The sequence below is a fragment of the Paraburkholderia agricolaris genome, from assembly GCF_009455635.1.
Lineage (GTDB): Bacteria > Pseudomonadota > Gammaproteobacteria > Burkholderiales > Burkholderiaceae > Paraburkholderia > Paraburkholderia agricolaris.
Map to the genome: position 1 here is coordinate 352,303 of NZ_QPER01000002.1, position 24,463 is coordinate 376,765.

Below are 24,463 nucleotides of genomic sequence, written 5' to 3' on the forward strand. Positions count from 1 at the left end.
AGGCGGTCAGGGCCATTCTATGTCTTCGCGTTGTTGACGGATTGGGGCGCTCCCGCGTTCCAGGCACAGCCCAAAAAATGCAATCGTCGATCGAGGGTGCCGCATGATGCAGATTGAGACTGGAGACTTTGCCGTCAACGGGATCGAGTTACGCGTGGACATTGCCGGCAGCGGTATGCCGGTTCTGCTCTGCCACGGGTTCCCTGAATCGCGGCATTCCTGGCGCCATCAGGTGCCGGCGCTCGCCGAAGCGGGCTATCGTGTGATCGCACCCGATATGCGGGGTTACGGCGGCAGCAGCGCGCCGCAAGCGATCGAAGATTTCACGATCCTGCATCTGGTGGGCGACATGGTCGGCTTGCTCGATGCGCTCGGGCATCCGCAAGCGGTGATCGTGGGTCACGATTGGGGCGCACTGGTTGCATGGTCGGCAGCCATGTTGCGGCCCGATCGATTTATTGGTGTCGCGGGACTTTCTGTTCCGTTCGTCCCTCGCACCGCCTCTGCGCCCCTCGCGACTCTGCACCTCCGGGGGCGGGAGCGTTTCTACTGGCTCTGGTTCGAGCCACGGGGTCGCGCCGAAGCCGAACTTGACGCGGATCCGGCGGAAAGCCTTCGCCGCATGTACTGGGGCCTCTCCGGCGCCGCGCCCGATCCGCTCTGGAACGGTATGGTCTCCGAGAGCGGGTTTCTTGCGACCTTCCCGGCACCTGCCGGCTTGCCGGACTGGCTGACGCCCGAGGACCTCAGCCTGCAAACAGCGGCCTTCGCTCGTGGCTTTCGTGCGCCGCTCGACTGGTATCGCAATCTCGATCGGAACTGGGCGTTGCTCGGCGCGTTTGCCGGCGCGCGCATCACACAGCCGTCGATGTTTCTCGCGGGCGCACGGGACCCTGTGTCGAATTGGCCGCGCGACGCCGTTGCTGCCCATGCGCAGAACCTGCCGGGTCTCGTCTCCAGCACATTGCTTCCGGGCATCGGTCATTGGATACAGCAGGAGGCGCCGGAAGCGGTCACGGCGGCGCTCCTCGACTTCCTGCGGACAATCAAGGCCGCAGGCTAGCTGCCAGCGAAGGACGTTTGATCGACGCTCAGGCGAAGAGCTTCAGATGTTCGGCCAGTATGGTGCTGCCGATTCCGATCAGCACGACACCGCCTGCCATCTCCGCGCGCCTGCCCGCGACGTGGCCGATGACACGGCCGAGCATGACGCCGATCGTGACCATCGCCATGGTGGCGAGGCCGATCGCGGCGGCCGTCGAATAGATATTGACGTCGACAAAGGCGAGGCCCGCGCCGACCGCCATCGCATCGATGCTGGTGGCGAAGCCCGTCAATGCCAGCAGCCAGAACGAATGGGCCGCCGGTTTTTTCTCGTCGACATCTTTGGCCGCAAAGCCGTTCAGGATCATGCGGGCACCGAGCACGAACAGCAGCGTAAACGCGATCCAGTGATCCCACGCGGAAACATACTGAGCGGCTGCTTTGCCCAGAAACCATCCGATCAACGGAGTTAGCGCCTCGATGACGCCGAAGATGAGTCCCGTCCTCAGCGCTTCGCGCCAGTGTGGACGATTGAGCGTGGCGCCTTTGCCGATTGCGGCTGCAAAGGCATCGGTAGACATGGCGAAAGCAAGGAAGAGCGTTGCGACAGGATTCATGGAAGGAGAGGCTCAAGGTCGGGCGGAAAACCGCGACACACCGCCGCGCCCGACCGGTCGCGTGGTGTGTCGATGGTCTTGCCAACCAAATGGCTACCTGCACCACGGTCTGCGCGACCGAGAATGTTGACGCAGGCGCTTCTGGGTAGAAGCCGGCTACTCCCCAAAGACAGAGGCGAGCATATCACGGCAGAAAGGCTTTAGTAATAATCGCCGCAAGCTTTCGGTATGGCGACTTGCTTATGTGGCACACGGCACGATAGAATCGCGCCTGCTCATTGGGGAGTAGCCGCCTCGAACGCGATGTTCGGGGGCGCATGTCAACATACTTGGCGAGTCGTAAGACCCGCTATGGCGTGCGCAGCTAAATGCCTGGCAAGACCGATGACACGCATTCCGACCTAACCGGGTCGCCGGAATGCGCGTCATCGCGTGCTTTCAGCGCGGCCCGGGTACAACAACCCCATGCAATCCTTCCTCGTCTCGACCAGTGTGGTCGGCCTCGCTGAAATCGGCGACAAGACTCAACTGCTATCCCTGGTACTGGCTGCGCGCTATCGCAAGCCGATCCCCATCGTCCTCGGCGTGCTTGCTGCAACGCTCATCAACCATGCGGCATCCGGCGCGCTGGGGGCATGGCTTGCGAGCATTCTGAGTCCGGGGATCCTGAACTGGGCGGTGGTCGCGTCGTTTGCTGTCATGGCGGTGTGGATTCTCGTTCCGGACAAGCTGGACGACGCCGACGCGGTATTGACCAAGAATTCGATGGGCGTGTTCGGCACAACGGCCGTGACGTTCTTTCTGGCCGAAATGGGCGACAAGACTCAAATCGTGACCATCGCGCTCGCTGCGCGCTTTCACGAGTTCTTCGGGGTTGTCGCGGGAACGACGCTGGGCATGATGCTGGCGAATGTGCCGGTCATCTATCTTGGACACAAGTTCGCCGACCGCTTGCCGACGAAGGCCGTTCACATTCTTGCCGCCATCATCTTTGTCGTACTCGGTGGGCTTGCTTTGAGAACGGCGCTCTATCCGACGGCACATCCGCTGTTCTGATTCGCCTTATGTGCGGCCCGGCTTCGATCGTCGCGCGCGTCCGTGCGACTGCGCTTGAGTGCCGGGTTGCGTATCCAGCGTGCTGAGAAGATGATGGCGCCCCTCGTCGAGAATTTCATCCGCGAGCGCCGGGTCAGTGTCAGCGACAGCACGCGAAAGCAGTAGCGTACCGACCATCTGGCTAAACACAGCGATCGCCTTCCTGCGACTGCCTTCGCTCACGCCCTCTCTCTCTTCGATCACCTTGGCGAACAGTTCGAGGTTCGCTGCGAGCCCTTCCGCGTAAGAGCCGCGCGCCCCGTCGCCGAACCGGCGGGCGTCGCCCACGAAACCCGATAACGGGCACCCCGCTTCGATGTTTTCGCGATGCTCGGCGGACAAATACCACTCGATGTTTTGCTTTACCGGGTCGGCGTCAGTCGATCTGGAGCTTGCGAACTGGGTGGCAAAAACCTCTCCCCCTTCCTCCATCGCCTTTTCCATCACGGCGGCGACCAGTGCGTCTTTTGATTTGAAGTGGTTGTAGAAACCGCCCTGCGTGAAGCCCGCCGCCTTCATCAACTCGGCGAGCCCGACCGCATCGACGCCGCGCTCGCGAAACAGCTTCTCGGCGGCGGCCACGATCGCGTGCCGGTTTTCAACCGCCTGTTGCCTGGAAACACCCACTCTCCCTCCCTTCGGCCGACCACGGCCCAATCAGACTCATCGAAAAATACAATGTCGATCACCATTGACATTGCTGAGGCGGACGACCACAATCCATCGCAATGACAATGTCATTCACCATTGTCTTAAGTATAGCCTTCTTTGCCGGAACGTCCAGGCAGATGAGGCACAAGGGCTATCCGACGCCTCAGCGCGTCGTCAACTGAATCGTTAAAGAGGGACCCAAGATGGCGAAGACAACCCCTGAACAGAACAAGGCGGTCGCGTTGGAAGCATTCGACACCCTGTTCAACAAGCGCGATTACGCCGCGGCCGAGCGCTTATGGACCGACCATTACATCCAGCATAGCGCCCATATCGCACCGGGACGCGACGGCCTGTTCAATCTGGTGCGCGCATTGCCGGACACCGCGCGCTATGAGAACCATCTGATGGTGGCCGAGGGCGACTACGTGGTCGCGCATGGACGCTTCTCGGGGATCGGCCGTCCCGCCGCATGGATTGCGGCCGACGTTATCCGCTTTGAAGACGGCAAGCTTGCCGAGCATTGGGATGTTCTGCAGGACGAAGCGACTCAGGCCGAATCCGCGAGCGGCCTGCCGATGTTTGGCGAACGGTTCCCTGCCTGAACGCATCAGCCTTACCTACCGCGACTTCAACTTCAACTGCAATTGCAACATCACAGGAAACGATCATGAAACTCACTGGAAACACGATCTTCATCACGGGCGGCGGTTCGGGCATTGGCCGTGGATTGGCCGAGGCGCTCCATAAGCGCGGCAACAAGGTCATCATCAGCGGCCGCCGGCGCAGCCATCTCGACGAGGTGGTGGCGGCGAATCCCGGCATGGCAGCAATCGAACTCGACATTACCGACCCGGCGAGCATCGAGAAGGTAGCGGCGCAACTGATCGCGGACTATCCCGACCTCAACGTGCTGATCAACAATGCCGGGATCATGCAACCGGACCAGGCGGCCGGTCATATCGACGACGCGTTGCTGGTGTCCACCGTCACGACCAACCTCATGGGACCGATCCGCATGACATCAGCGCTGATCGACCATCTCAAGAGCAGAAACGATGCTGTCGTCGCCTATACCAGTTCGGTCCTGGCTTTCGTGCCGCTGGCGGTGACGGCAGTGTATTCGTCGACCAAGGCGGCACTGCATTCATACATTCTTTCGCAGCGTTTCATGCTAAGGAATACGAAGGTTAGGGTGCTTGAAATCGCCCCGCCATGGGTGCGCACAGACCTCATGAACAGCCGCGAAGCCGAACAGGCAATGCCGCTCGAACCCTTCATCGACGAAACGATCGCTGTGCTCGGAACGGATGTGGATGAGGTGCTGGTTGAAGGTGCGAAGCAGTTTCGTGGAAATCCGGGGCCTGGCGAGCATGCATTCGTGAACGGCCTGAATGCGCAGATGGTGGAAGTGTTCGGTGGGTGAAAGTTTGCTTGCCGGATAGATGACGGGGCGTGGCTGCGGTTTCGCTTGCCGCGTCCCATTCATCACGGTATTATTTTTGTATGAACAGATTCCACCTCGCGTCGATTATTACCGCCGTTACCCTATCGGCGGAATAGCTCTCGACCTGAAAGTTCGCAAGCAACCCGCCCAGAAGGCGGGTTTTTGCTTTCTGGGCTCCTACCAGAGGACCTGGAAATCATGAGCAAGAATCGGAGTAGTTCAGGCGAAGCAGCCGTGCTTCATATGGTCTGCGGCAAAATCGCATCAGGAAAATCAACGCTGACGCACCATCTGGCGCGCACGGAGAATGCCGTGATCATCAGCGAGGATAGTTGGATGGCGCATCTCTATCCAGGAGAAGTCCACACGCTGGAGGACTACGTACGTTGCTCGGGACGCATCAGGCGGGCGCTCTCCGGGCACGTTCAGACACTGCTGTCGGCGGGGATGTCCGTGATCCTCGATTTTCCCTTCAACACCATCAATAGCCGGGCATGGGGGCGCGAGCTATTCAGTGGCGCCAGTGTGGCACACCGGCTTCATTACCTCGACGTCAGTGATGAGATCTGCAAGGCTCGGCTGAAGGCCCGGAACGCAGCGGGAGAGCATCCGTTCGAAACGACCGACGCTGAGTTCGACCAGATAACCCGGTACTTTGTCCCGCCTTCGCCAGACGAAGGGTTTCAGATCGTGCTGCACGCTGCCGCGCCGTAAGCCGCGCTCGATCACTTCGAGCGAGCGAGAGAGCGGGCTTCGGGGCAGGCTGCGAGCAGAAGAGCACAGCTCACGCAACGATCGTACTCAGGTCGTATTCTCTCGCTTCGAGTGCGGCAAGCAGAGGGTTCGGATGGGGCACCCGCTCGCGTCCTGCCGCATGGGGCACAAGGCTTCGGATGAAATTCAAAAGTTTCGTCGTCGAGGCCCCAAGCGGTGCGGCTTTACGTATCTCAACGGCTTGAGCCGCGACCATGAGTTCCATCGCAAGGAGCGACTTGCAGAGTTCCATCGTTTCGCGAGCGCGGCGCGCTGCGACAGTAGCCATGCTGGCGCGATCGAGGTTGCCGTTCGAATGGCTGGAGCTAGCCAGTTCGGTGACCACCGGTGCGGCGAGCAGGCGCGCTTCTGATGCCAATGACTTGTGAAACTGCGCCAGTCCGTTGAATCCGGGTAAGCCAACGCTGTCTTCCTCGATCAAGCCCGTGGGGAGTCCGGACCAGAATGAATCCGTTAATTTCGCAACGCGCTCCGTGGAGCTGGTGACGACGGGCGACAAGGCGAGCCTGACGGTATCGAGCGCCATCGACAGTGACAGCATGTCGAAGTTGGCGACCGACACTAGCGTATCGTCCTCGATCGAAACGATAGGGTTGTTCTGACTGGCATTCAGTTCGATGGAGATCTGTTGCTCGGCGAATGCGAAGCTATCGAACGCATTTCCAAATGTAATCGGCAGCGAACGAAAACAGAGCGGGTCTTGCAGGTGACGGGGACCGCCGCTTTCCAGAATGTAGCTGCCGTCAAGCTGTGCACGGATCAGCCCGGCGGCGATCCGCAATCCTTCGAATGGCCGCGAACGGATCGCAGCGGGCGAAAGAATCGACGGGTTGGCCGCGAAACCTTCCATACTCAACGCCGAGGCGATCGTCCATGAGTTCAGCAGGCGCCGCAGATCGTCGATGGCCAGAGCGGCTGTGCCAAGCGAGAGCGCGCTGGAATTGAGAAGCGCCAGCGCTTCGCCGGAAGTCAACGTGATGTCGGCGTAAAGCGCCAAAGCCAGATCGGCCACCGGCGACATGTCGCTCTGGCCTATCGACCCCCACAGGTGTACGCGAAACATTCGGCGGCTATTGAGCGCCTCGACCAGCATTGTGGCTAGCACCGGCCGAACACCGAGTCGACCCGAGGCCATGGAGTTCACGAGAATGACCATCATCGCGCGCACAATCTCGTCTGGCGCCGTGGGGCCGTGGCCGAAGTTGTGGGTCTGCAAAAGCCGGCGGTTGAACTCCTCGATACTTGCGGGTTCGAGCGGAACGCCTGTCTTGGCGCCCACGCTGGTTGTCACGCCGTAAATCCGATCGCCGCGGCTGACCGCCTGCTCCACGACGCGCCGGGCGGCGTGCATGCGTTCCACGGCTTCCGGAGCAAGCGCGACAGGTGCGTCGAACCGTGCAATCTCGACCACTTGCCGCGCCGTTAAGGTTTGACCATCAATGGTCACCGTTTTGCTCATTTAAAACTGCCTCCGGTGTGTAGGGATCTGATGCACCCGTTCGTCCAGCCGTGATCATCCACGCGAAAGAATTGAGCCTCGTCAGATCAATTTGCCTTCCGTACAGATTGGCAGGCTTGCGGAACGAGATCAACGTCTTTCTCGGAAAACTCGCGATCGTCACGATCCGTTAGAGCCGTACTTATGTCGGATTCCTTATAGAACAGCAATGAAACCGCGCCGAGGATCAGAAACCCAACCAGATAGTGAGCCGGCATCAGCTTGTCGCCGGTTTTCGCGACGAGCCACGTCAGCAGAAACGGGGTGAACCCACCCAGCAATGAAGCCGCCAGGTTATAGGTAATCGACAGGCCGGTCGAGCGCATGTGCGTTGGGAACAGTTCTGCAAGGGTTGCCGAGACGGGACCCAATGTGGCCGCCATGAGCAACGCGAATACCAGTTCCATGATGAGTAGCGACGTGGTTGTCGGATACATGTTCAACCAGATAAACGCTGGGTAGATCAGCAACGCGAAGAGCGTGAGCGCTACCCCCATGATGATTTTCCGGCCAATTTTGTCAGACAGGTGACCAAAGTAAGGAACGAGTGCCATTCTTACCAGTAGCGATACCGTGAGAACGATGAACGGCGCGTTCAAGGAAGTCTTGAGAGACTGAACCGCGTAGATCGGAAGGTAGGCGATCAGTACATAGACCATGATGTTCGTCACCGCGCTCAGTGCGAAAGACACGAACAGTTCCGCCGGGTAGCGCCGAAATATTTCCGCAATCGAAACTTTCTTGTGCTGCGCTTCTTTCAGGAAAATTTCGGGTTCCTGCAAATTTCGGCGAATGTAGAAACCGATCGGCCCGATGATCAGACCAAGCAGAAACGGAATTCTCCAGGCCCACGACGATAACGCCTCCGTGGTGAACACACTCGTTAGGAGAGCACCCATGAGCGTCGCCAGAAACACACCGATCGACTGCGAGAACATTTGCCAACTGCCGTAGAAACCTCGCCTTCCGGGCGGCGCGTATTCGATCAGTAGCGCGGTGGCGCTGCCGAACTCGCCACCGACCGAAATGCCCTGCAATATCCGTGAGCAGACAACAATGATCGGGGCAAGAATGCCGACCTGGCTATAGGTCGGCGAGAATGCCAGCATGGCGGTTGAAACGAGCATCAGGAGAATTACGAAAGACAGCGCGGCCTTTCGCCCGGCACGGTCTGCATAGATGCCGATGGCAATCCCGGCTATGGGCCGCACGACGAAGCCCACGCCGAAAGTAGCCGTGGTCAGAAGCATCGAGGTAACGGGATTATCGGCAGGGAAAAACTGTTTGGCGATAATGACGGACAGGTATCCGTAGACCAGAAAATCATACCATTCCAGCGCATTGCCAACGGTAGATGCGACTACCGCTTTCCATGGAACTTCTTTCTTGATCGCCACAGTCTCCTCCTTATCTGGATCTTGATTACTCTGTCCAGAATTTAAATTGACGAATTAGAAGATTGATAATGAAGACACTGGATCAAGCCCACGGCTTGCTCCGGAATACCCTGTCTCCGATTGAATATCTGCGGGGCAGGCGGAGCCGAAAATAGATGGACTACATGTCCGCTGCCAATGAACTGGAATTTGTCCAACAATACTCGCGATAAACTCTTCTATTCGGGAAATAGTACGTTCTGCCCCGGCTGCAGCCAAGCACAACTCCGCGGAATTCCACCTGCCGAAATGGGCGTGACGTGACGCGCGAATGTGACTGGCCGATAGCCGCATGACCGCCGCGCGTCATTCACTAATTCTCTAACTGCTCCGAAATTCGCCGTGACACGTCGAGCAATTGGTCCAGGTACCGATCGACCACTTTCTCCGTTGTAAGCGCGGAAGAAAACCACGTGAGCCCGATAGATGCGACAACGAATTCCTTCGCCTTCACCGGCACGGCGATGGTGCCGGACACTGGCCGCACAGTGGAATCGCGCAGCGCGTATCCGCGCTGGCGAGTTTGATCGAGCATCGCCTGGACCGCTTCGCGATCCTGCGCGAGCCGGTCCTCCGGGTGATGACTTTGCCGCACGACTTCGAGCAGCATCTCCTGTTCTTCAGACGAGCAGAACGCGAGATAGGCCCGTCCCAACGCACGCGAAACGAGGCTTAGACGCATGTTGATCGACGAATGCAGCAGCGAGAGCGGCGAATACGGAATCGTGCTGTAGCGTACGACTAGCGCGTCGACGTCGAGCATGCCGACGGCAATCGGCCACTTGATCTCTTCGGTGAGTTTGCGCACGAGCGGCGCGGCGATTTCGACTACGCGCGGCACATGGTGATAGCCCGAGTTCAGTGCGTTGACCCCGTCGAGCAGGCGGTATTCGCCGGGTCGCGCGCCGCGCGCAGCGAGACCCAGTTCTTCGAAGGTCCGCAGCAAGCGGATCAACGTGGGCTTCGGCAGTGAGGTCAACTGATGCAGGCTGTCGAGCGTCGAAACGGGCATCTGGTTCAGGGCACGCAGAAGGGTGATTGCCCTTTCTACCGCCCGGATCGAAGATTCGCGTTCCGTCATCGTATCGCCTTGCCTGGGTGGTCGGGCGCACGTCGATCAATCTGACGCTTGCCCGTCAACAAACCCGGATTATCGCAGTTTTTGATGTACCTGGACCGGCCGTGCCGAGCTCGGTGGCCACGCCACGGATTTGGCCCGCAATCAGGCCATCAACGTCAGTGCGCCCTTGCGAAGCAGCGACTGATCCGATCCGATCACGAACCACGTCGCGCCCATCTGCTCGAATTCGGCGCACTCGTCGACCTCGCCGACGGCGACGCCTGGCGTCTTGCCGGCACGCCGTGCGATATCGAGTACCTGGACGGTAGCCTGCATCACTTCGGGCGCACGGGCGCTGGTCAGGCCAAACGACAAAGCCAGATCAGCGCGGCCGACGAAGAGGCCGGATACGCCGTCCACGTTCGCGATTTCATGCGCGGCGGCACAGCCCGCGCGGCTCTCGATCTGGCACATCACCACGGTGCCGTTGCCTGCCGCGACGGCCTTCTGCATGCCCATCGCACCGTAACCGGCAAAGCGGGGCGAACTGGAGAAGCCGCGTTCACCGTCGATAAAACGCGTGCGGGCGACCAGCGTGCGCGCGTCGTCCGCGGAGTCGACGTGCGGCACCAACAGTCCCGAGGCGCCGAGATCGAGCGCGGACTGGATCGTCGCGGCGCTCATGTCGGGAATCCGCACGAACAGCGGCAAATTCACGGAGCGCGCGGCGATCACCATCACGTCGAGCGTGGCACGGTCGAACGGCGCGTGTTCTGCGTCGATCACCGCGAAGTGGAGTCCCGCGCCACCGAGAATCTCGATGATCTGTGGCGCGCCGGTTTTGACGAAAGTGCCGATCTGGCGCGTGGAGGTGTCGTGCGTGCTGGTAGACATGGATGATGGATGAAAGCGGATTGGAAGCGCCCTATCGGGACGCGGTCTGGTTGACCGGCGCATGAACTCGCGTAGCCTTCAACGCGAGCGCGGTGCAGCCGAGCAACAGCAGGCAAAGGGCGGGCAGCAGCATGGCGTAGCCGGGATGGCCGAACGCCTTGTCGATCCACGGCATCGCGTTCTGGGCGAGAAAGCCGCCGAGGTTGCCGATGCTGCTAATCGCGGCGAGGCTGGTGGCGGCGCGCCGTCCGCTGAAATATTTCGACGGCAACGACCAGAAGCACGGCAGCAGCAGCGACGTGCACGGCGTGCCGATCACAAGCGCGACATAGCGTGCCACCGGATCGCTCACCAGCAGGCTGGCCACAAAGGCCACACAACCCACCATGCCGATGGTCGCGGCGGCCAGGCGTACCTGGCTTTCATTCTTCAGCGTGCGCGGCACGATCAGCAAAAGCGCGGCGGTCAGTGCCCACGGAATCATCGTGAGCAGACCGTTGAGCGAACTTGAGACACCGAATCCCTTGATCACGGTCGGCAGCCAGTAAATGAGGCCGTAAAGCGACGTGAGCAGACACGTGTAGCCGAGCGCAAATGCCTGCACCTTGCGGTCGCACAGCACGCTCCAGACACTGCCTTCGTGATGAGCGGCCGGCGCTTCATCGGCGACCATGCGCGCAAGGTGACTGCGCTCCTGCGGGTCGAGAAACGACGCTGTCTCCACACTGCGCGGCAGGTAGAACAGCACGATCGGCGCGAGCACGAGCGCAAGCAGGCCGGTGACGATAAACACCCATTGCCAGCCCGCGTGGTGCCAGACGCCGTCGAGCGAGAGGAGCAGGCCGCCGAAAGCCGAGCCGAGCATGTTGCCAAGCGCACTGCCGAGCGTCAGAAGCGCGATTGCGCGCACCTGGTAGCGGCGCGGAAACCACACGGTCAGGTAGTAGACGATGCCGGGATACAAGCCGGCTTCCGCCGCGCCGACCAGAAACCGCAGCGCCGCGAACATCGAACCCGACGAGATGTACGCGATGAGCAAGGTCGCGATGCCCCAGCTCAGCACAATGCGGAAAATCCACTTCGGCGCGCCGAAGCGATGGACGCCGAGCGCGCTCGGAATCTCGAAGATCAGATAGCCGATGAAGAACAGCGACGACGCCAGACCGTAAGCCGTTTCGGTCATGCCAATCTGATGCACCATCTGCAACTTCGCGAAGCTGACGTTCATCTTGTCGATGACCGACACCAGATACGTGACCAGAATCAGCGGCATGATGCGCCACCATACGCGCCGGATCAGGCGTTCGTCGTGCGTCACTGCCTGGCTAAGCGCCGGGGCAACCGAAATCTCCATCTCTCCTCCAACGTAGCGCGCCGGTTGGTCGCGCTTGAGGTGCGCGGCGCCGGCTTTTATCTGGTGGCGAGCCCCTTCTGAACGAAGCCGGACCCAAGGTGAGCAATCCTATGTCCCGCCGACGCCGGGATTCAAGCATGAATCAGAAAGATTTCGCATGGCGGAATCCATGCCGAACCGGTCATTTTTTCAGGGCCAGGTGGCAGGTCGTGCTTTTCGTTCTGCGGAAAGTTTCTGAAACGCGCTTGGACCGGCGCGTATCGCGTGGAACCATACGAGGCGTCGAACGTGATAGCCGCCAATAGCGTGCGTTCGCCGACTTTGAAAAGCCGAAAAACTGACAGTCCGTGACGCAACGCGAACGGGCCAAGACACGGAGGAGACCTCGATGAAAAAAACATTGTCCCTGATGGCAGCCTGCGGTATCGCCTGCACGGCACACGCGCAAAGCAGCGTGACGCTCTACGGCATTGTCGATGCCGGTTTTCGCTACAACAGCAACGCGGGCGGCAAGTCTCAATTCGCGATTGCCGGCGGCAATGAGAGCGCATCGCGCTTTGGTGTGACAGGCAGTGAAGATCTGGGCGGCGGCTACAAAGCCGTCTTTACGCTGGAAAGCGGCTTCACCACCACGACGGGCGCCATGCAGGCGGGGTTGATGTTTGGCCGTCAGGCTTTCGTCGGCGTGGCCACGCCTTACGGAACTGTAACGCTGGGCCGTCAGTACCTGACGCTGTCGACCTACTTGGGACCGTTCTCTTCCGGCAGCGATTGGGCGGCGCGCGGCGCCGGGTGGGGCTACCATCCGGCCGGTCTCGACGACGTCGACGGCACCGAACGCGCCAACAACGCGATCAAGTATGTGAGCCCCCGTTATCGCGGATTGCAGTTTGGCGCCACGTACAGCCTCGGCGGCATTGCGGGCAACACGACGCAGAATCAGATGATTTCCGCGGGCGTCGATTACGGCAACGGGCCCTTCAAGTTCGCGGCGGCCTATCTGTATGTGAAGAATCCGAACTACTCGCTGTTCGGCAACAATGCGACCAGCAGCACGACCGGCAACAACTTCTCGAGCCCGGTTTTCAGCGGCTATGCGACGGCCGCATCGCAACAGGTCGTGGGCGCGGGCGCATCGTATGCGATCGGTTCGTTCACGCTCGGCGGCATGTATACGAATACGAAGTTCTTCAACATTGGCGGCACGCCGGTCGCGGGCGCCAAACCGCCGGCGGGCGAAATCGGCGCGACCGCCACGTTCAACACGGGTGAAGCGAATCTGAAATACAGTATGACGCCGTCGCTACAGTTCGGCGTTGCCTACACGTACACGCGCGCGAGTTCGTATAACGGCGAGAGCGGCGCCAGCTATCAGCAATGGAGTCTCGGCGCTGACTATCTGCTTTCGAAGCGGACCGACCTCTATTTCGTCTTGCTGCGCGAGACGGCGGGCGGCTTCGATTCGACTGGACACCGCGCCGTGGCAGCGTTGACCTCGGCGACGCCCTCGGCGACCGATACGCAGAACGCCGTGCTGCTCGGCATCCGCCATCTTTTCTAGCCGCGACGCGTAGCGGGTCAGCTATGCGCCTTTTAGCAACCTACACCTCCCTGGAGGAGACATGCCTTCCCAGCAAGACCCCACGAATTCTCCTGCCGGTCAAACCGTCAAACTGTTCGACTCGCACGCGCATCTCGTGGCCGACGACCAGACGCGCTACCCGCGCAATCCGATGAAGCGCTCGCCCAATGCGCCGCCACGCCTGCCCGGCGTGATCGGTCTGCCGGGCGGCAAGCATGGCCTTAATCCGATCAATGAAGTGCCGGACGTCGCGCGCATGTTGCAGTGGATGCAGGACGAACGCGTCGAAGGCGCGGTCGCCGTGCAGAAACGTATGACCTATCGCTTCGACAACAGCTATATCCTCGATTCGTCGGACGCGTATCCCGACACGTTTTCCGCCGTCGTCATTCTCGATGCGGAAGACGCAGGGACGCCGGCGCTGGTGCGCTCGTACATCGAGAAACATGGCCTCGCGGGCGTGCGCCTGTTCGGCGGACGCGAAGCCGACGGCACCATGCCGTGGCTGAACTCGCCGCGCGCGCTGGAGACCTGGGCCGTGGCGAACGAATACGGCATCGTGATGGATCTGGAAGTGCTGGCGATCGGCGGCGGCGGCCCGTCGGTGCCGGCGATCATCGAACTGGCGCGACGCTTCCCGAACTTGCGTGTCGTGCTCGACCACATGCTCGAACCGGAAGTCGAGGACGACAACTACGGTTTCGACGCGCGCTTCGTGCCGCTCGCCGCCGAGCCTAATATTTTCTTCAAGTTCACTTCGATCAACCTCGACATCTACCGCGAGACGGATACCCCGGCGCGTGACGTGCTGCGCCAGGCTGTCGATATGTTCGGCGCCGATCGCATCATGTGGGGCTCCGATATCGGCACCTCGTCGGGCACGTACAAGGATATGGTGCAACGCATGCTCGACGCGAGTACGTTGCTCACCGACGCGGAGCGCCACGCCGTGCTCTACGAGACGGGCAAGAAGGTGTTTGTGAAAGGCGGCGTGCGCCGCTGAGCAATCCGAGTCGTACAAGGAGATAACGATGTTTCTAGACCCCGCGACCACGCCGGACTTCAAGCGCACGCTATTCAACGCAATCGTCGCTCCGCGCCCGATTGGCTGGATCAGCACGATGAACAGCAAAGGGCAGGTGAATCTCGCGCCGTTCTCGCATTTCAATCTGGTCTCGACCGCGCCGCCGGTAGTGATCTTTTCGTGCAACGCGCCCGCCGACCGGCACGAGAAGGACACCATCACCAACGTGCGTGAGACCGGCGAGTTCGTCACGAATCTGGTGACGTGGGATCTGCGTACCCAGATGAATCTCAGTTCGATCGACGCGCCTTACGGCACCGACGAGTTCGAACTGGCCGGTCTCGACAAGGCCCCGAGCGTGATGGTGAAGCCGCCTCGCGTAGCGGCTTCGCCCGCCAGCATGGAGTGCCGCTTGCTGCGCATCGTCGATATCGAACCGACGGGGCCCGGTGAGACGGCCAGCAATGTGGTGTTTGGGCGCGTGGTCGGCGTGCATCTGGACGAACGTTTCATCGGCGAGGACGGGCGTTTCGATACGGCCCGCACCGAACCGCTGACCCGCCTCGACGGCAACCGTTACGCCACTGTCGGCCGCATGGACGTGCTGGGCCGTCCGAGCCCGCGGCGCGACTGATCCCCCAATCAAGAAGGAACCGAACATGACCACTACAACCGATACCAGCGTGCGGGAAACCGCCGTCTACGATCTTGCGCCAGGCGGCGTGACGCGCGGCCAGAACTTCTTCGTGCAATGGCTGCAAGGCGATGGCAAGACCTTCGAAGCACGCAGTGCGCACGAAATGCTGCTGCTCCTGCCCGACGAAACCGGCGCTGAAGTGCGTACTGCCAAAGGCGTCGCGCAATCCGTACCGGGCCGCAGCGTCTGCGTGTTGCCCGCGGGCGACGTCTCGGTGAAACCAGAAGGCGCTGGCCGCGCGGTGCTGATCGCGTCGTCACGTGTGGATCTCGCGCCCGGCGCAGCAATCAACGAACATGACTATGCGTCGGCTGACCCGCGTATCGTCGGCAGCGATGCCGGTTATCGACGTACGCGCGCGAACGGCGAATTGCAGGTGATCAGTATCGACGGCATCCGGCCGCCTGCCGACAAACCGCGTCTGAAGATGCTGCAAACCGACACGCTCAGCATCAACTGGGTCGAGTATCAGGATGCGCGGGACCGCTCGGCGCTTAGCCCGCATAGCCACACGAGTTTCGAACAGGGGTCGCTCGCGATCGACGGACATTTCATTCATCATCTGCGCGTGCAATGGGGCGCCGACGCGAATCAGTGGCGCGACGATCAGCATCTTGAAGCCGGTCCGGCATCGATGATCTCGATTCCGGTTCATCTGATCCACACCACCGAAGGCGTTGGCACTGGCCGCCATCTTTTGATCGACGTGTTCTCGCCGCCGCGCACGGACTTCATCGACAAGGGCTGGGTCGCCAACTCGGCCGACTATACGCGCGGCTGACCGTTAGCGAGAACCGGTATGTCCGCCATCGAGGCCCGCCTGCGCCGCACGCAAACGGGCGAGCGCAAACACCGTCTGCATGAGGGGCACGGCAGCATCGAGCCGTGCCGCGCATTCCAGCGGCGCGCCGAGAATCGCGTCGAGTTCGACGCGGCGGCCGGCCTCAAGGTCCTGCAACATCGAGGTCTTGATCGCGCCGAGCTGGCGCGTCTGGGCGATGCGTTGCGCGATGTCGATCTCGAGTGCGAGACCGGCACGCTGGCCGAGCGCGAGGCACTCCGCCATCAGGGCTTCGAAAATGGCGCGCGTGCCGGGATCGTCGACCAGACGGTCGGTACTTGCCTGCGTGATGAGGCTCAACGGATTCGCGCATACGTTGCCGAGCAGCTTGAGCCACAGATCGCGTCGCACGTCGTCGCTGGTGGTGGTCGGCAGGCCGGCGGCCGTCAGCAATTGTGCCCAGTCGCGCGCTCGCATGCTGATGCCACCGCACGGCTCGCCGATCACGATCTTGCCGCCGCTGTGATGACGGACCACGCCGGGTGCGGGCGAACTGCACGACGCCATCACGCTGCCGCCGAGCACTTGCTCGAACGGCAGCGCGCGCTCAATGGCGCCGTCCGGGTCGACGCTTGCGAGGCGCAGCCCTTCGAGCGGAATGCCCTGAGCGAGAAAGTACCACCACGGCAGACCGTTTCCCACTGGCAGCACGACGGTTTCGCGGCCGATGAGCGGCGTGAGCGACGCGGCAATGGCGGGCAGCGCGTGCGACTTCAGCGCAATGATCACCAGATCCTGCGGACCCATGTCCGCGCAACTTGCATGAGCGTCTACCGCGATGATCTGTTCAGCTTCACCGGGACACGTATAACGCAGTCCGGATGTGGCAAGCGCATCCAGCGTGGCGCCGCGTGCGAGGATCGATACGCGATGCCCGGCGAGCGCGAGGCGAGCGGCAAAGTGGCCGCCGATCGCACCCGCGCCGATGATGCCGATACGTCGCGCGTGCGTGGGGAAATCGTTCATGGTGGATTCGCTGTGATCAAAGGGAGCCACTTATTGTCGCCACTGCGCCCAGTCCGTCTAGTTCTTTCTGCCCGCTTTTCTCCTGCCGGAATCTTGCGCGAGCCCGCGAGCCATTGGTTCGCAGTGGCGGGCCGGCAGGTAAGCAGACTCCGTTTCATCTTCAGGAATCTCCACGATGCCGATTAACAGCACGATCATCAAGCGTGTCACCGCACAACTTTACGAACGCTCGCTGAAAGCGATTCCGGACGACACGCGCGCGTTTTTGCAGCAAGCGTCTGGCGCCGAGTCGGATCCGACCGGCAAGGCGACGCTCAAGATCATGCTCGAAAGCGCCGACGGCGCACGGCGGAACGGCACGCTCGTTTGCAGCGACGTCGGCATTCCGACCTACAGCATCAAGATCGGCACGCGCGTTCAGTTCGACGGACCGGTGCGCGCCGCCATCCGCGAAGGCTTTGCAGAACTGGCAGCGAACATCTCACCGCCGATCCTCAAGATGGTCACGAATCCGCTGACGCACGAGCGCAGCTATGCGGGCAAGGACATGCCGATCGTAAGCTTCGACGTGATCGACGACGCCGACTACGTCGACATTGTCTGCGCGCCGAAAGCGATGGGCACGGGCCGCTGGGAAGCCATCGACGCGTTCGTGTATCCGACTCTGGAACAGATCGAACGCTTCGTGCTCGACACGATGCTGCGCGCCGGGTCACAGCCTTGCCTGCCGCTCGTGATTGGTGTTGGCATCGGCGGCACGTTCGACTATGCGGCCCGTCTCGCGAAAGAACAGATGCTGCGACCGTTTGGCCAGACCAACCCGGAGCCCATCCTTGAGCGCATGGAGAAGCGCCTGCTTGGCGCCGTCAACGCGATGGGCTTCGGGCCGATGGGAACGGGCGGCGACACCACGGCGATGGCCGTGCATGTCGATTACGCCGCGAGTCATGGTTTCGTGCCAGTTGCCGTGTGCTTCAACTGCTGGATCAACCGCCGTACCGCGGCGCGTATTCACGGCGATGGCCGCGTCGAATTCATGGAGTGCTAACGATGAGCCAGATTCACGATTTGCGTTTGCCGCTCACGCGCGAGAGCGTGCTCGATCTGAAACTCGGCGACATGGTGCGGCTATCGGGTGAGATCACTGTCAGCATCGGTTTGCCGACGCATCGCCGGCTCGCCGAAGCCGTGGAGCGGGGCGCGCCGCTGCCGGTCGATCTACGCGACGGCGCGTTCTTCCATTTGAGCACCTACGTCGACGAAACGGCGGACGGCCCCGTTCCGCTCTATCTGAACCCGAGCACCAGCACCCGGTACAACCCGTGGATGCCCACGCTGATCCGGGGTCTCGGCGTGCGCCTCGTAGGCGGTAAGGGCGGACTCGACGAAGCAAGCGCAGCGGCGATGCGCGAATGCGGTTGTGTGTATCTGTCGTTTCTGGGCGGCGGCGCGCATCTGCTGTCGGCTGCGTTGCGCCGGGTCGTAGCGATGAACTGGACCGAATACATCTCGCAGTTCCGCTTGCTCACGCTCGAAGTCGAGCAACTCGGACCCGCGACCGTCGCGATCGATGCGCACGGCAACAGCCTTTATACGCAGTTGCACGAACGCGCGGTGGCGCGGATGCCGGAGATATTGCGGGTCCTGGGTACGTAAAGTTCAGCGCCCGTCGCCAATCCGCGCAAATGCTTGCGAGAGATCGGCGATGAGATCACGCGGGTCCTCCAGGCCGATATGCAGACGCACGATGGGGCCGGCATTCGACCAGTCGACGCAGGTGCGAGTGTTCGCGACTTTGGCGACGGTCGCCAGGCTTTCGAAGCCGCCCCAGGATGCGCCGATGCCGAAGAGATCGAGCGAATCGACGAAGCGTGTAGCCGCGGCGGGATCGGCTTTGGCGAACTCGAAGGAGATCAGACCGTTCGTGCCGGTGCAATCGCGTTTCCACAGCGCGTGGCCGGGGTCATCGGCAAGCGCCGGGCAGTACACGCGTGCCACGGCGGGATGGGCCACCAGCCAATGCGCAACTTCGAGTGCGTGACGTTCATGCATCGCCAGACGGGCGGCCAGCGTGCGCGTGCCGCGTAACACCAGGTAGGCGTCGTCGGGACTGACCGCAACGCCTTGCGCGTCGCACATCGTGGCGACCGCTTGCCAGGCGTCCTGGGTGGTCGTCAACGTGCCCATCATCACGTCCGAGTGTCCGCCGAGGTATTTGGTCGCCGCCATCACGGAGACGTCGGCGCCCAATACGAGTGGCCGGTATTGCATGCCCGAACCCCATGTGTTGTCGGCAACCAGCAACGCGCCGTGGCGATGCGCGATCTCGGCTAGCGCCGGCAGGTCGCACATCTCGTAGACGAGCGAACCAGGGCATTCGACATAGACCAGCTTCGTGGCCGGCCTCATCTGCTGCGCAAGGTCGCTGCCGTCAGCGCGAAAGTAGGTCACTTCGATACCCCACGGCCGCAGGAAGGTGTCGACGAAGTGGCGCAGTGGCTGATAGACACAGTCGGCGATCAGCACATGATCGCCGGGCCGCACGAATGCCATGAACACCATTGAAATTGCAGCCAGTCCGGTCGGAAAGAGTCGCGTGCGATAACCGCCTTCGAGCTGCGCGACGACGTCTTCCAGTGCGAAGCCGGTGGGGTTGCCGCGCGCGCCGTAGGTGAACATCCGCTCGTTATTACGCCTGTGGCGTGCGTCTTCGAGCGCATCCATCGATTCGAACAGCACGGTGGACGCCCGCACGATGGGCGGATTGACGGCGCGTCCGCCTTCGAAGACAGGCGACGTGCCGCCCTTGACGAGGCGAGTGGCCAGACCTTGCGATGAGGATTTCGATGACATGTCTGTTCCGGTTGTGATGACCGGACGTCGAGCGTCCGGCAAATTCGATCTCATGTTCGCAGAGGTAATCGATGGCTACAGCGTAGCGGCATGCGCCCCGATCTTGAAGCCAGCCAGCTCTTCCGCATCGAGTTGCGCGAGCAGTCCGGTTTCCCAGGCAAGGTACTGCCGGGCCGCCGCCTTGTTGCCGTCGTGCCGGTCGTGCACGAAGAACAGGTAGTCGATGCATTCGCTGTCCGGCGGCAACTCGGGTGTCGCTTCAACCGGCTGATCCGCTGCCGTCCACGCGGCAAAACCGCCGGCCAGCAGCATGAAGCGCGCGTTGCTGTACGGTGCATGCCGACGCCAGTCGGCGGCCGCGAGTTCCGCGATGCGATCGTCGTCGGCCACCAGCACGATATCAAGGCCGGCTGCGAACACAGGGGGGCGCGAGCGGATGACCCACGTCGAGCCTGGCACGTGCGCACACCGATAGGCCGTGCTCGGCCGCAGATCGACCACTTGCGCTGTTCCGGCCGCCAACGCATCGGCAAGGGCCTCGACACTGACCGAGGACAATGCTGGCAGTACGACCGCAGTGGCCACGGGTACCGATGCCCCGCTCGCGATGCCGTCACGCAGTACGTAAGCATCGTGTCCCATCAGGCGCAACCAGCTGGCGACAATCGCGGCACGCACGCCGTCGGCATCGAAAAGGACGAGACGCGCGTGACGTACGCCGACGTACTGATCGGTCGCCTGGATCAACTGGCCGCCCGGCGTATGCTGCGCACCGGGCAAGCTACCCTTGGCGAATTCCTCCGGCGTGCGTACGTCGCACAGGAACAGGCTGTGCGTGCCTTCGTCGACCCAACGCGCGAGCGTGGCACGGTCGATGTCGGGAACGGTAAAGCGTTCGGCGAGTTGATGACTTGCGTGCCGCATGTCTTCGACCGCCGAGGGCGTGACCGCATCGGGATAGCGGCGCGTACTGCCGTGCTCAAGCTCGAAGTCCTCAAGGAACCAGCCCTGCGTGCCGTTCTCTAGCGCCATGACAGGATTCGAAATGCCCAGATTGATCAGCGTCTGCGCACCGATGATGCTGCGCGTGCGCCCTGCGCAATTGACGACGATGGGTGTATCCGGATTCGGCACCAGTTCGCGGATACGGTAACCCAGTTCACCGTTGGGGCAGCAGATCGACGACGGAATCGTCATCTTCAGGTATTCGTTGACCGGACGGCCATCGACGATGACGACATCGGCGCCCGAATCGCGCATCGCCGCGAGTTCTCGCGCGGTGACGCGGGGCGTATGAAAGGCCGCTTCGACAAGTTCACCGAAAGCCTTGGATCGCACGTTCACGCCGGCAAACAGCGTATAGCCCGCGCGCGTCCAGCCTGATGCGCCGTCCCGCAGTACGTACACGTCGGTATAGCCGAGGGCTTCGAGGCGCTCGGCGGCTTCGAACGCGACGGTGCCATCGCCGTCGTACACCACGACGCGAGCCGTGCGGCGCGGCGCGAGACGCGGGGCGTCGATCTCGAGCCGGCTGAACGGTAAGGGCACGGCGTAGAACAAATGGGCTTCGCCGTACTGGCCGTGCTCGCGCACATCGAACAGCGCGATTTCGGCGCCGTCGTGCAGCCAGGCTTTCAGGTCTTTTGCGGTAACCAGCGATGTCATGACGATAAGAGATCGGATCGAAAGGATGAGCGGGGCCGCACCGCGAGCAACGCTGCGGTGGACGGCAACAGGGTGTGTCAGGTAAGGCGGGTTCCGGAGCGGCAGCGCTGCCGTTCCGGAACGCGCGGGAATCAGCGGCGCGTTTTAACGCCGATATCCATGATCTGGTACCGGCCGGTGGCCAGATCGAACGTGATGCGTTCGGTCAGCGTTTCGAGCGCGCGACCGTACATGTGGAGATGGCGGATCGGCGCGTCGCCCTTGATCTCGACGGCGTGGATGTCGTCGGCCGCGAGTGCTATGCCGTGACCCGGATCGACGACCACGGTATCGGTCACCTCCAGAGTGCCGACGCCGGGGATAGTGCCGTCGTCGGTGCGGCGATAGACGTAGTTGTATTCCGTTCCCTCGACCGCGGCGATGCATGCCCACGTCGTATGGTTGTGCGGCGTGATCTTCTTGCCGGGACGCATGACATTCAGGTACAGCGCGTAGCTCTGGTTCGCGTCCTCCGAAATCAGATAACGCGCCTGCAACTCGCCTTCGGCCGGCGCCGGGAACTCAGCGTCTTGCCAGAACGTACTGTATGCGGCGAGGGCCTTGACCTCGTCGAGCACGGCGGCCAGCGCGGTGCGAGTCTCGCCCTCGCGTGCCAGCGTGGCCTTCATGGCGGCAATCGAAGCGGCGACGGCGGCCTGACGTTGTTGAGGAACGGACAGCGTGGACATAACAGGATTCTCCGAACGGTATTGAGCAAAAAATGAGTCGTTAAGTCGTTAAGTCGTTGAGGCGATCAGGGGTTCAATCGACCAGCGTGGCGGCGTGCGACGCGGGGCGCAGCACGTCCTGCAGAAAGCGCTGCGCGCGCGCATGCGCGGGACGATCGAAGAACTGCGCGGGCGGCGCGTCCTCGAGTAATTCGCCCTGGTCCATGAACCAGACGCGGCTCGCGACTTCCCGTGCGAAGCCCATCTCGTGGGTGACGATCATCATCGTCATGCCTTCGTCGGCGAGCGAGCGCATCACCTGCAATACTTCCTGCACCATCTCGGGATCGAGCGCGCTGGTCGGTTCGTCGAACAGCATGAGCGGCGGCTTCATCGCCAGCGCGCGCGCAATCGCCACCCGCTGCTGTTGGCCACCGGAGAGATTGGCCGGCATCGCGTCGATCCTGTTTGCCAGCCCGACTTTGGCGAGCAGGGTCTCGGCCTGAGCGACGGCCGCGTCACGCGACATACCCAGTACCTTGGTCGGCCCAAGAATGAGGTTCTGCCGCACGGAGAGGTTCTGGAACAGGTTGAAGCTCTGGAATACAAAGCCGATTCGCGCCCGCAGCCGGTTGACGTTGCAGTCACGCGCGACGACGTCGCGCCCCTCGAACAGGATGCGTCCGCTCTGGATGGCTTCGAGACGCGTCACGGTGCGGATCAGCGTCGATTTGCCGGAGCCTGACGGACCGCACACCACGACCACTTCGCCTCGGTTGATCGTCGCGTCAATTCCCTTGAGCACGTGGAAGGTGCCGTAATACTTGTTTACGTTCTCGAATGCGAGCATGGTGTAGGGGTCTCCTGATTACGCGAGCCCGATGCGATGACGGGCGACGCGGCGCTCCAGCCACCCGGCGAAACGGGAGATTGCGAAGCACAACACGAAATAGAAAGCGGCGAGCACCAGGAAGGTTTGCAAGGGCTTGGTCAACGTGATCGCATTCACCTGGGCCGCCGAATACGTGAGTTCAGGTACGCCGATCACGTAGGCGAGCGATGTCGCCTTGATGATCGACACGGACTGATTCACGATCGACGGAAGCATGTTGGTGAGCGCTTGCGGCAACTGCACATAGCGCATGCTCTGCAGCCATGAGAGGCCGTTCGAGCGTGCCGATTCCATCTGGCCGCGCGGCAGGCTTTCGAGGCCGGCACGCACGATCTGCGCGAGAAACGCGCTCTCGTAGACGATGATCGCGCACACCGCGGTCGTGAAGGCCGAGACTTCGGCGCCCACCAGCAGCGGTACGGCGAAATACGCCCAGAAGATGATCAGCAGCAACGGGATGCCGCGTACGAAGCGCGTCCATACGCCCGCACCGGTCCGTAGCCAGCGCCACGGCGAGACTTGCGCCATGCCGATAGCGATCGCGAGCGGAAACGATGCGACGAGCCCGAGCGCCGCGAGGATCAACGTGTTTGCCACGCCGCCGAGCGGGCCGTTTGGCCATGCGCCAACAAGGAATAGCGCCAGATGGTCATGCAGGATTTCAAACATGACGTCAAACTCCTGTGGGCGCCGTACGGCGTTTGACAAAGTGTTCCGAAAGCGCCATCAGCGCCAGCGTGCCGATCAGATACAGAACAGTGGCCACAAGGAAGATGTCGAAGGTGCGGAACGTGAGGTTGTCGATCTGCTTCGTGCGATAGAGCAGTTCGTGCACGCCAATGGCCATTGCCAGCGAACTGTTCTTGAACAACAGCAATGCCTGGTTGAGCAGCGCCGGGAGCGCGGCCCTGATGCCCTGCGGCAGGATTACGTAGCGCAATGACTGCAGATACGTGAGGCCGATTGACCACGCAGCTTCCTGCTGGGTATAGGGTATTGCGCGGAGCCCGGAGCGGATGTCCTCGGAGACGAAAGCGCCCGAGTTCAACGAAAGCGCGACGGCGGCGAGAAAGAACTCGGTATTGCCCGCGTTGATCCACAGCTTGAGCGGCTCAGGCAGGATCTGTGGAACCCCGAAATACCAGACGAGAATCTGCACCAGCACCGGCACGTTGCGATGGTATTCGACGATCACCACGACAAGCGCCTTGCAGAAGCGAATCGGCAGCGCGCGCAGCGTGGCGAGCACGATACCGATCGCGCTTGCCATCAGACCCGAGACGACGAACAGGCGCACCGTGGTCAGCACGCCGTTTCGTAGCAGCGTTAGGTAACCGTCGTCGAGAAGGAACGAGAAATCGAACAT

The 24,463-nt window shown here is 61.7% G+C and carries 25 protein-coding genes and 2 riboswitches; of the genes, 11 read left to right on the forward strand and 14 right to left on the reverse strand.

All coding sequences use genetic code 11. The annotated features are described in order from the left end of the window. The first annotated feature begins 103 nt into the window (after window positions 1-103). A complete protein-coding gene (locus tag GH665_RS23050) occupies window positions 104-1,063 on the forward strand; it encodes an alpha/beta fold hydrolase (RefSeq protein ID WP_153139223.1) in 960 nt (319 codons plus the stop codon). Window positions 1,064-1,091: 28 nt separating this feature from the next. On the opposite strand, the gene mntP is transcribed toward GH665_RS23050, so the two are convergent. Further along, entirely contained in the window at window positions 1,092-1,661 is a 570-nt protein-coding gene (gene mntP, locus GH665_RS23055) for a manganese efflux pump MntP (protein ID WP_153139225.1), read from the reverse strand. A gap of 7 nt (window positions 1,662-1,668) precedes the next feature. After that, a riboswitch (yybP-ykoY riboswitch) is annotated at window positions 1,669-1,838 on the reverse strand. Window positions 1,839-1,929: 91 nt separating this feature from the next. Then, window positions 1,930-2,112: riboswitch (yybP-ykoY riboswitch) on the forward strand. A 14-nt stretch (window positions 2,113-2,126) separates the two neighbouring features. Between mntP and GH665_RS23060 the strand changes: the two genes are divergently transcribed. Next, window positions 2,127-2,717, forward strand: a complete 591-nt coding sequence (locus tag GH665_RS23060; RefSeq protein ID WP_153139227.1) for a TMEM165/GDT1 family protein — start codon at window positions 2,127-2,129, stop codon at window positions 2,715-2,717. Window positions 2,718-2,723: 6 nt separating this feature from the next. On the opposite strand, the gene GH665_RS23065 is transcribed toward GH665_RS23060, so the two are convergent. Next, a complete protein-coding gene (locus GH665_RS23065; RefSeq protein ID WP_153139229.1) occupies window positions 2,724-3,383 on the reverse strand; it encodes a TetR/AcrR family transcriptional regulator in 660 nt (219 codons plus the stop codon). A gap of 227 nt (window positions 3,384-3,610) precedes the next feature. On the opposite strand from GH665_RS23065, the gene GH665_RS23070 reads away from it, so the two are divergent. From GH665_RS23070 to GH665_RS23080, 3 genes are all read left to right on the forward strand, one after another. Then, window positions 3,611-4,012, forward strand: coding sequence for a nuclear transport factor 2 family protein (locus GH665_RS23070; RefSeq protein ID WP_153139231.1), 402 nt, complete (start codon window positions 3,611-3,613; stop codon window positions 4,010-4,012). Between the two features lie 65 nt (window positions 4,013-4,077). Continuing rightward, complete coding sequence (locus GH665_RS23075) at window positions 4,078-4,833, forward strand: SDR family oxidoreductase (RefSeq protein WP_153139233.1); 756 nt, start codon at window positions 4,078-4,080, stop codon at window positions 4,831-4,833. A 219-nt stretch (window positions 4,834-5,052) separates the two neighbouring features. After that, window positions 5,053-5,568, forward strand: coding sequence for a P-loop nucleotide/nucleoside kinase family protein (locus GH665_RS23080; protein ID WP_153139235.1), 516 nt, complete (start codon window positions 5,053-5,055; stop codon window positions 5,566-5,568). Window positions 5,569-5,638: 70 nt separating this feature from the next. Here the strand turns inward: GH665_RS23080 and GH665_RS23085 are convergent, their stop codons facing one another. The 5 genes from GH665_RS23085 to GH665_RS23105 all read right to left on the reverse strand — a co-directional run bounded on the left by GH665_RS23085 (window position 5,639) and on the right by GH665_RS23105 (window position 11,870). After that, a complete protein-coding gene (locus tag GH665_RS23085) occupies window positions 5,639-7,087 on the reverse strand; it encodes an aromatic amino acid ammonia-lyase (protein WP_153139237.1) in 1,449 nt (482 codons plus the stop codon). 86 nt (window positions 7,088-7,173) lie between these two features. Further along, entirely contained in the window at window positions 7,174-8,523 is a 1,350-nt protein-coding gene (locus GH665_RS23090; RefSeq protein WP_246216330.1) for an MFS transporter, read from the reverse strand. A gap of 352 nt (window positions 8,524-8,875) precedes the next feature. Continuing rightward, complete coding sequence (locus GH665_RS23095; RefSeq protein ID WP_153139238.1) at window positions 8,876-9,643, reverse strand: DNA-binding transcriptional regulator; 768 nt, start codon at window positions 9,641-9,643, stop codon at window positions 8,876-8,878. A gap of 141 nt (window positions 9,644-9,784) precedes the next feature. Beyond that, on the reverse strand, window positions 9,785-10,516 hold the full coding sequence (locus GH665_RS23100) for an HpcH/HpaI aldolase family protein (protein ID WP_153139240.1): 732 nt from the start codon (window positions 10,514-10,516) through the stop codon (window positions 9,785-9,787). A 31-nt stretch (window positions 10,517-10,547) separates the two neighbouring features. Continuing rightward, complete coding sequence (locus GH665_RS23105) at window positions 10,548-11,870, reverse strand: MFS transporter (protein ID WP_153139242.1); 1,323 nt, start codon at window positions 11,868-11,870, stop codon at window positions 10,548-10,550. 388 nt (window positions 11,871-12,258) lie between these two features. On the opposite strand from GH665_RS23105, the gene GH665_RS23110 reads away from it, so the two are divergent. From GH665_RS23110 to GH665_RS23125, 4 genes are all read left to right on the forward strand, one after another. Next, window positions 12,259-13,431, forward strand: a complete 1,173-nt coding sequence (locus tag GH665_RS23110) for a porin (protein ID WP_153139244.1) — start codon at window positions 12,259-12,261, stop codon at window positions 13,429-13,431. A 61-nt stretch (window positions 13,432-13,492) separates the two neighbouring features. Beyond that, window positions 13,493-14,455, forward strand: a complete 963-nt coding sequence (locus GH665_RS23115) for an amidohydrolase family protein (protein WP_153139246.1) — start codon at window positions 13,493-13,495, stop codon at window positions 14,453-14,455. 28 nt (window positions 14,456-14,483) lie between these two features. Then, window positions 14,484-15,110, forward strand: coding sequence for a flavin reductase family protein (locus GH665_RS23120; RefSeq protein WP_153139248.1), 627 nt, complete (start codon window positions 14,484-14,486; stop codon window positions 15,108-15,110). Between the two features lie 25 nt (window positions 15,111-15,135). Then, window positions 15,136-15,954: a cupin domain-containing protein gene (locus tag GH665_RS23125; protein ID WP_153139250.1), complete on the forward strand. Its 819-nt coding sequence runs from the start codon at window positions 15,136-15,138 to the stop codon at window positions 15,952-15,954. A gap of 3 nt (window positions 15,955-15,957) precedes the next feature. On the opposite strand, the gene GH665_RS23130 is transcribed toward GH665_RS23125, so the two are convergent. Next, window positions 15,958-16,980 carry a ketopantoate reductase family protein gene (locus tag GH665_RS23130; RefSeq protein WP_153139252.1) on the reverse strand — a complete coding sequence of 341 codons (1,023 nt, stop codon included), beginning with the start codon at window positions 16,978-16,980 and terminating at the stop codon, window positions 15,958-15,960. Window positions 16,981-17,155: 175 nt separating this feature from the next. Between GH665_RS23130 and GH665_RS23135 the strand changes: the two genes are divergently transcribed. Both GH665_RS23135 and GH665_RS23140 read left to right on the forward strand, forming a co-directional pair. Further along, window positions 17,156-18,028, forward strand: coding sequence for a fumarate hydratase (locus GH665_RS23135; protein WP_153139253.1), 873 nt, complete (start codon window positions 17,156-17,158; stop codon window positions 18,026-18,028). A 2-nt stretch (window positions 18,029-18,030) separates the two neighbouring features. Continuing rightward, window positions 18,031-18,636, forward strand: coding sequence for a fumarate hydratase C-terminal domain-containing protein (locus tag GH665_RS23140; RefSeq protein ID WP_153139254.1), 606 nt, complete (start codon window positions 18,031-18,033; stop codon window positions 18,634-18,636). Window positions 18,637-18,639: 3 nt separating this feature from the next. Here the strand turns inward: GH665_RS23140 and metC are convergent, their stop codons facing one another. The 6 genes from metC to GH665_RS23170 all read right to left on the reverse strand — a co-directional run bounded on the left by metC (window position 18,640) and on the right by GH665_RS23170 (window position 24,463). Further along, a complete protein-coding gene (gene metC, locus GH665_RS23145) occupies window positions 18,640-19,833 on the reverse strand; it encodes a cystathionine beta-lyase (RefSeq protein WP_153139255.1) in 1,194 nt (397 codons plus the stop codon). Between the two features lie 75 nt (window positions 19,834-19,908). Beyond that, a complete protein-coding gene (locus GH665_RS23150) occupies window positions 19,909-21,498 on the reverse strand; it encodes a rhodanese-like domain-containing protein (protein WP_153139256.1) in 1,590 nt (529 codons plus the stop codon). Window positions 21,499-21,629: 131 nt separating this feature from the next. Then, complete coding sequence (locus tag GH665_RS23155) at window positions 21,630-22,166, reverse strand: cysteine dioxygenase family protein (protein ID WP_408270211.1); 537 nt, start codon at window positions 22,164-22,166, stop codon at window positions 21,630-21,632. A 133-nt stretch (window positions 22,167-22,299) separates the two neighbouring features. Beyond that, complete coding sequence (locus GH665_RS23160) at window positions 22,300-23,055, reverse strand: amino acid ABC transporter ATP-binding protein (protein WP_153139258.1); 756 nt, start codon at window positions 23,053-23,055, stop codon at window positions 22,300-22,302. An 18-nt stretch (window positions 23,056-23,073) separates the two neighbouring features. After that, window positions 23,074-23,766 carry an amino acid ABC transporter permease gene (locus GH665_RS23165; protein WP_153139259.1) on the reverse strand — a complete coding sequence of 231 codons (693 nt, stop codon included), beginning with the start codon at window positions 23,764-23,766 and terminating at the stop codon, window positions 23,074-23,076. Between the two features lie 4 nt (window positions 23,767-23,770). Beyond that, the gene (locus GH665_RS23170) at window positions 23,771-24,463 is read right to left on the reverse strand and encodes an amino acid ABC transporter permease (protein ID WP_153139260.1); all 693 of its coding nucleotides are present in this window, start codon (window positions 24,461-24,463) and stop codon (window positions 23,771-23,773) included.

Bases quoted from the DNA above. Each gene is read 5' to 3' on its own strand.
- GH665_RS23050 (WP_153139223.1), top strand. From the start codon at position 104: ATGATGCAGATTGAGACTGGAGACTTTGCCGTCAACGGGATCGAGTTA.
- mntP (WP_153139225.1), bottom strand. From the start codon at position 1,661: ATGAATCCTGTCGCAACGCTCTTCCTTGCTTTCGCCATGTCTACCGAT.
- GH665_RS23060 (WP_153139227.1), top strand. From the start codon at position 2,127: ATGCAATCCTTCCTCGTCTCGACCAGTGTGGTCGGCCTCGCTGAAATC.
- GH665_RS23070 (WP_153139231.1), top strand. From the start codon at position 3,611: ATGGCGAAGACAACCCCTGAACAGAACAAGGCGGTCGCGTTGGAAGCA.
- GH665_RS23075 (WP_153139233.1), top strand. From the start codon at position 4,078: ATGAAACTCACTGGAAACACGATCTTCATCACGGGCGGCGGTTCGGGC.
- GH665_RS23080 (WP_153139235.1), top strand. From the start codon at position 5,053: ATGAGCAAGAATCGGAGTAGTTCAGGCGAAGCAGCCGTGCTTCATATG.
- GH665_RS23085 (WP_153139237.1), bottom strand. From the start codon at position 7,087: ATGAGCAAAACGGTGACCATTGATGGTCAAACCTTAACGGCGCGGCAA.
- GH665_RS23095 (WP_153139238.1), bottom strand. From the start codon at position 9,643: ATGACGGAACGCGAATCTTCGATCCGGGCGGTAGAAAGGGCAATCACC.
- GH665_RS23100 (WP_153139240.1), bottom strand. From the start codon at position 10,516: ATGTCTACCAGCACGCACGACACCTCCACGCGCCAGATCGGCACTTTC.
- GH665_RS23105 (WP_153139242.1), bottom strand. From the start codon at position 11,870: ATGGAGATTTCGGTTGCCCCGGCGCTTAGCCAGGCAGTGACGCACGAC.
- GH665_RS23110 (WP_153139244.1), top strand. From the start codon at position 12,259: ATGAAAAAAACATTGTCCCTGATGGCAGCCTGCGGTATCGCCTGCACG.
- GH665_RS23115 (WP_153139246.1), top strand. From the start codon at position 13,493: ATGCCTTCCCAGCAAGACCCCACGAATTCTCCTGCCGGTCAAACCGTC.
- GH665_RS23120 (WP_153139248.1), top strand. From the start codon at position 14,484: ATGTTTCTAGACCCCGCGACCACGCCGGACTTCAAGCGCACGCTATTC.
- GH665_RS23125 (WP_153139250.1), top strand. From the start codon at position 15,136: ATGACCACTACAACCGATACCAGCGTGCGGGAAACCGCCGTCTACGAT.
- GH665_RS23130 (WP_153139252.1), bottom strand. From the start codon at position 16,980: ATGAACGATTTCCCCACGCACGCGCGACGTATCGGCATCATCGGCGCG.
- GH665_RS23135 (WP_153139253.1), top strand. From the start codon at position 17,156: ATGCCGATTAACAGCACGATCATCAAGCGTGTCACCGCACAACTTTAC.
- GH665_RS23140 (WP_153139254.1), top strand. From the start codon at position 18,031: ATGAGCCAGATTCACGATTTGCGTTTGCCGCTCACGCGCGAGAGCGTG.
- metC (WP_153139255.1), bottom strand. From the start codon at position 19,833: ATGTCATCGAAATCCTCATCGCAAGGTCTGGCCACTCGCCTCGTCAAG.
- GH665_RS23150 (WP_153139256.1), bottom strand. From the start codon at position 21,498: ATGACATCGCTGGTTACCGCAAAAGACCTGAAAGCCTGGCTGCACGAC.
- GH665_RS23155 (WP_408270211.1), bottom strand. From the start codon at position 22,166: ATGAAGGCCACGCTGGCACGCGAGGGCGAGACTCGCACCGCGCTGGCC.
- GH665_RS23160 (WP_153139258.1), bottom strand. From the start codon at position 23,055: ATGCTCGCATTCGAGAACGTAAACAAGTATTACGGCACCTTCCACGTG.
- GH665_RS23165 (WP_153139259.1), bottom strand. From the start codon at position 23,766: ATGTTTGAAATCCTGCATGACCATCTGGCGCTATTCCTTGTTGGCGCA.
- GH665_RS23170 (WP_153139260.1), bottom strand. From the start codon at position 24,463: ATGTTCGATTTCTCGTTCCTTCTCGACGACGGTTACCTAACGCTGCTA.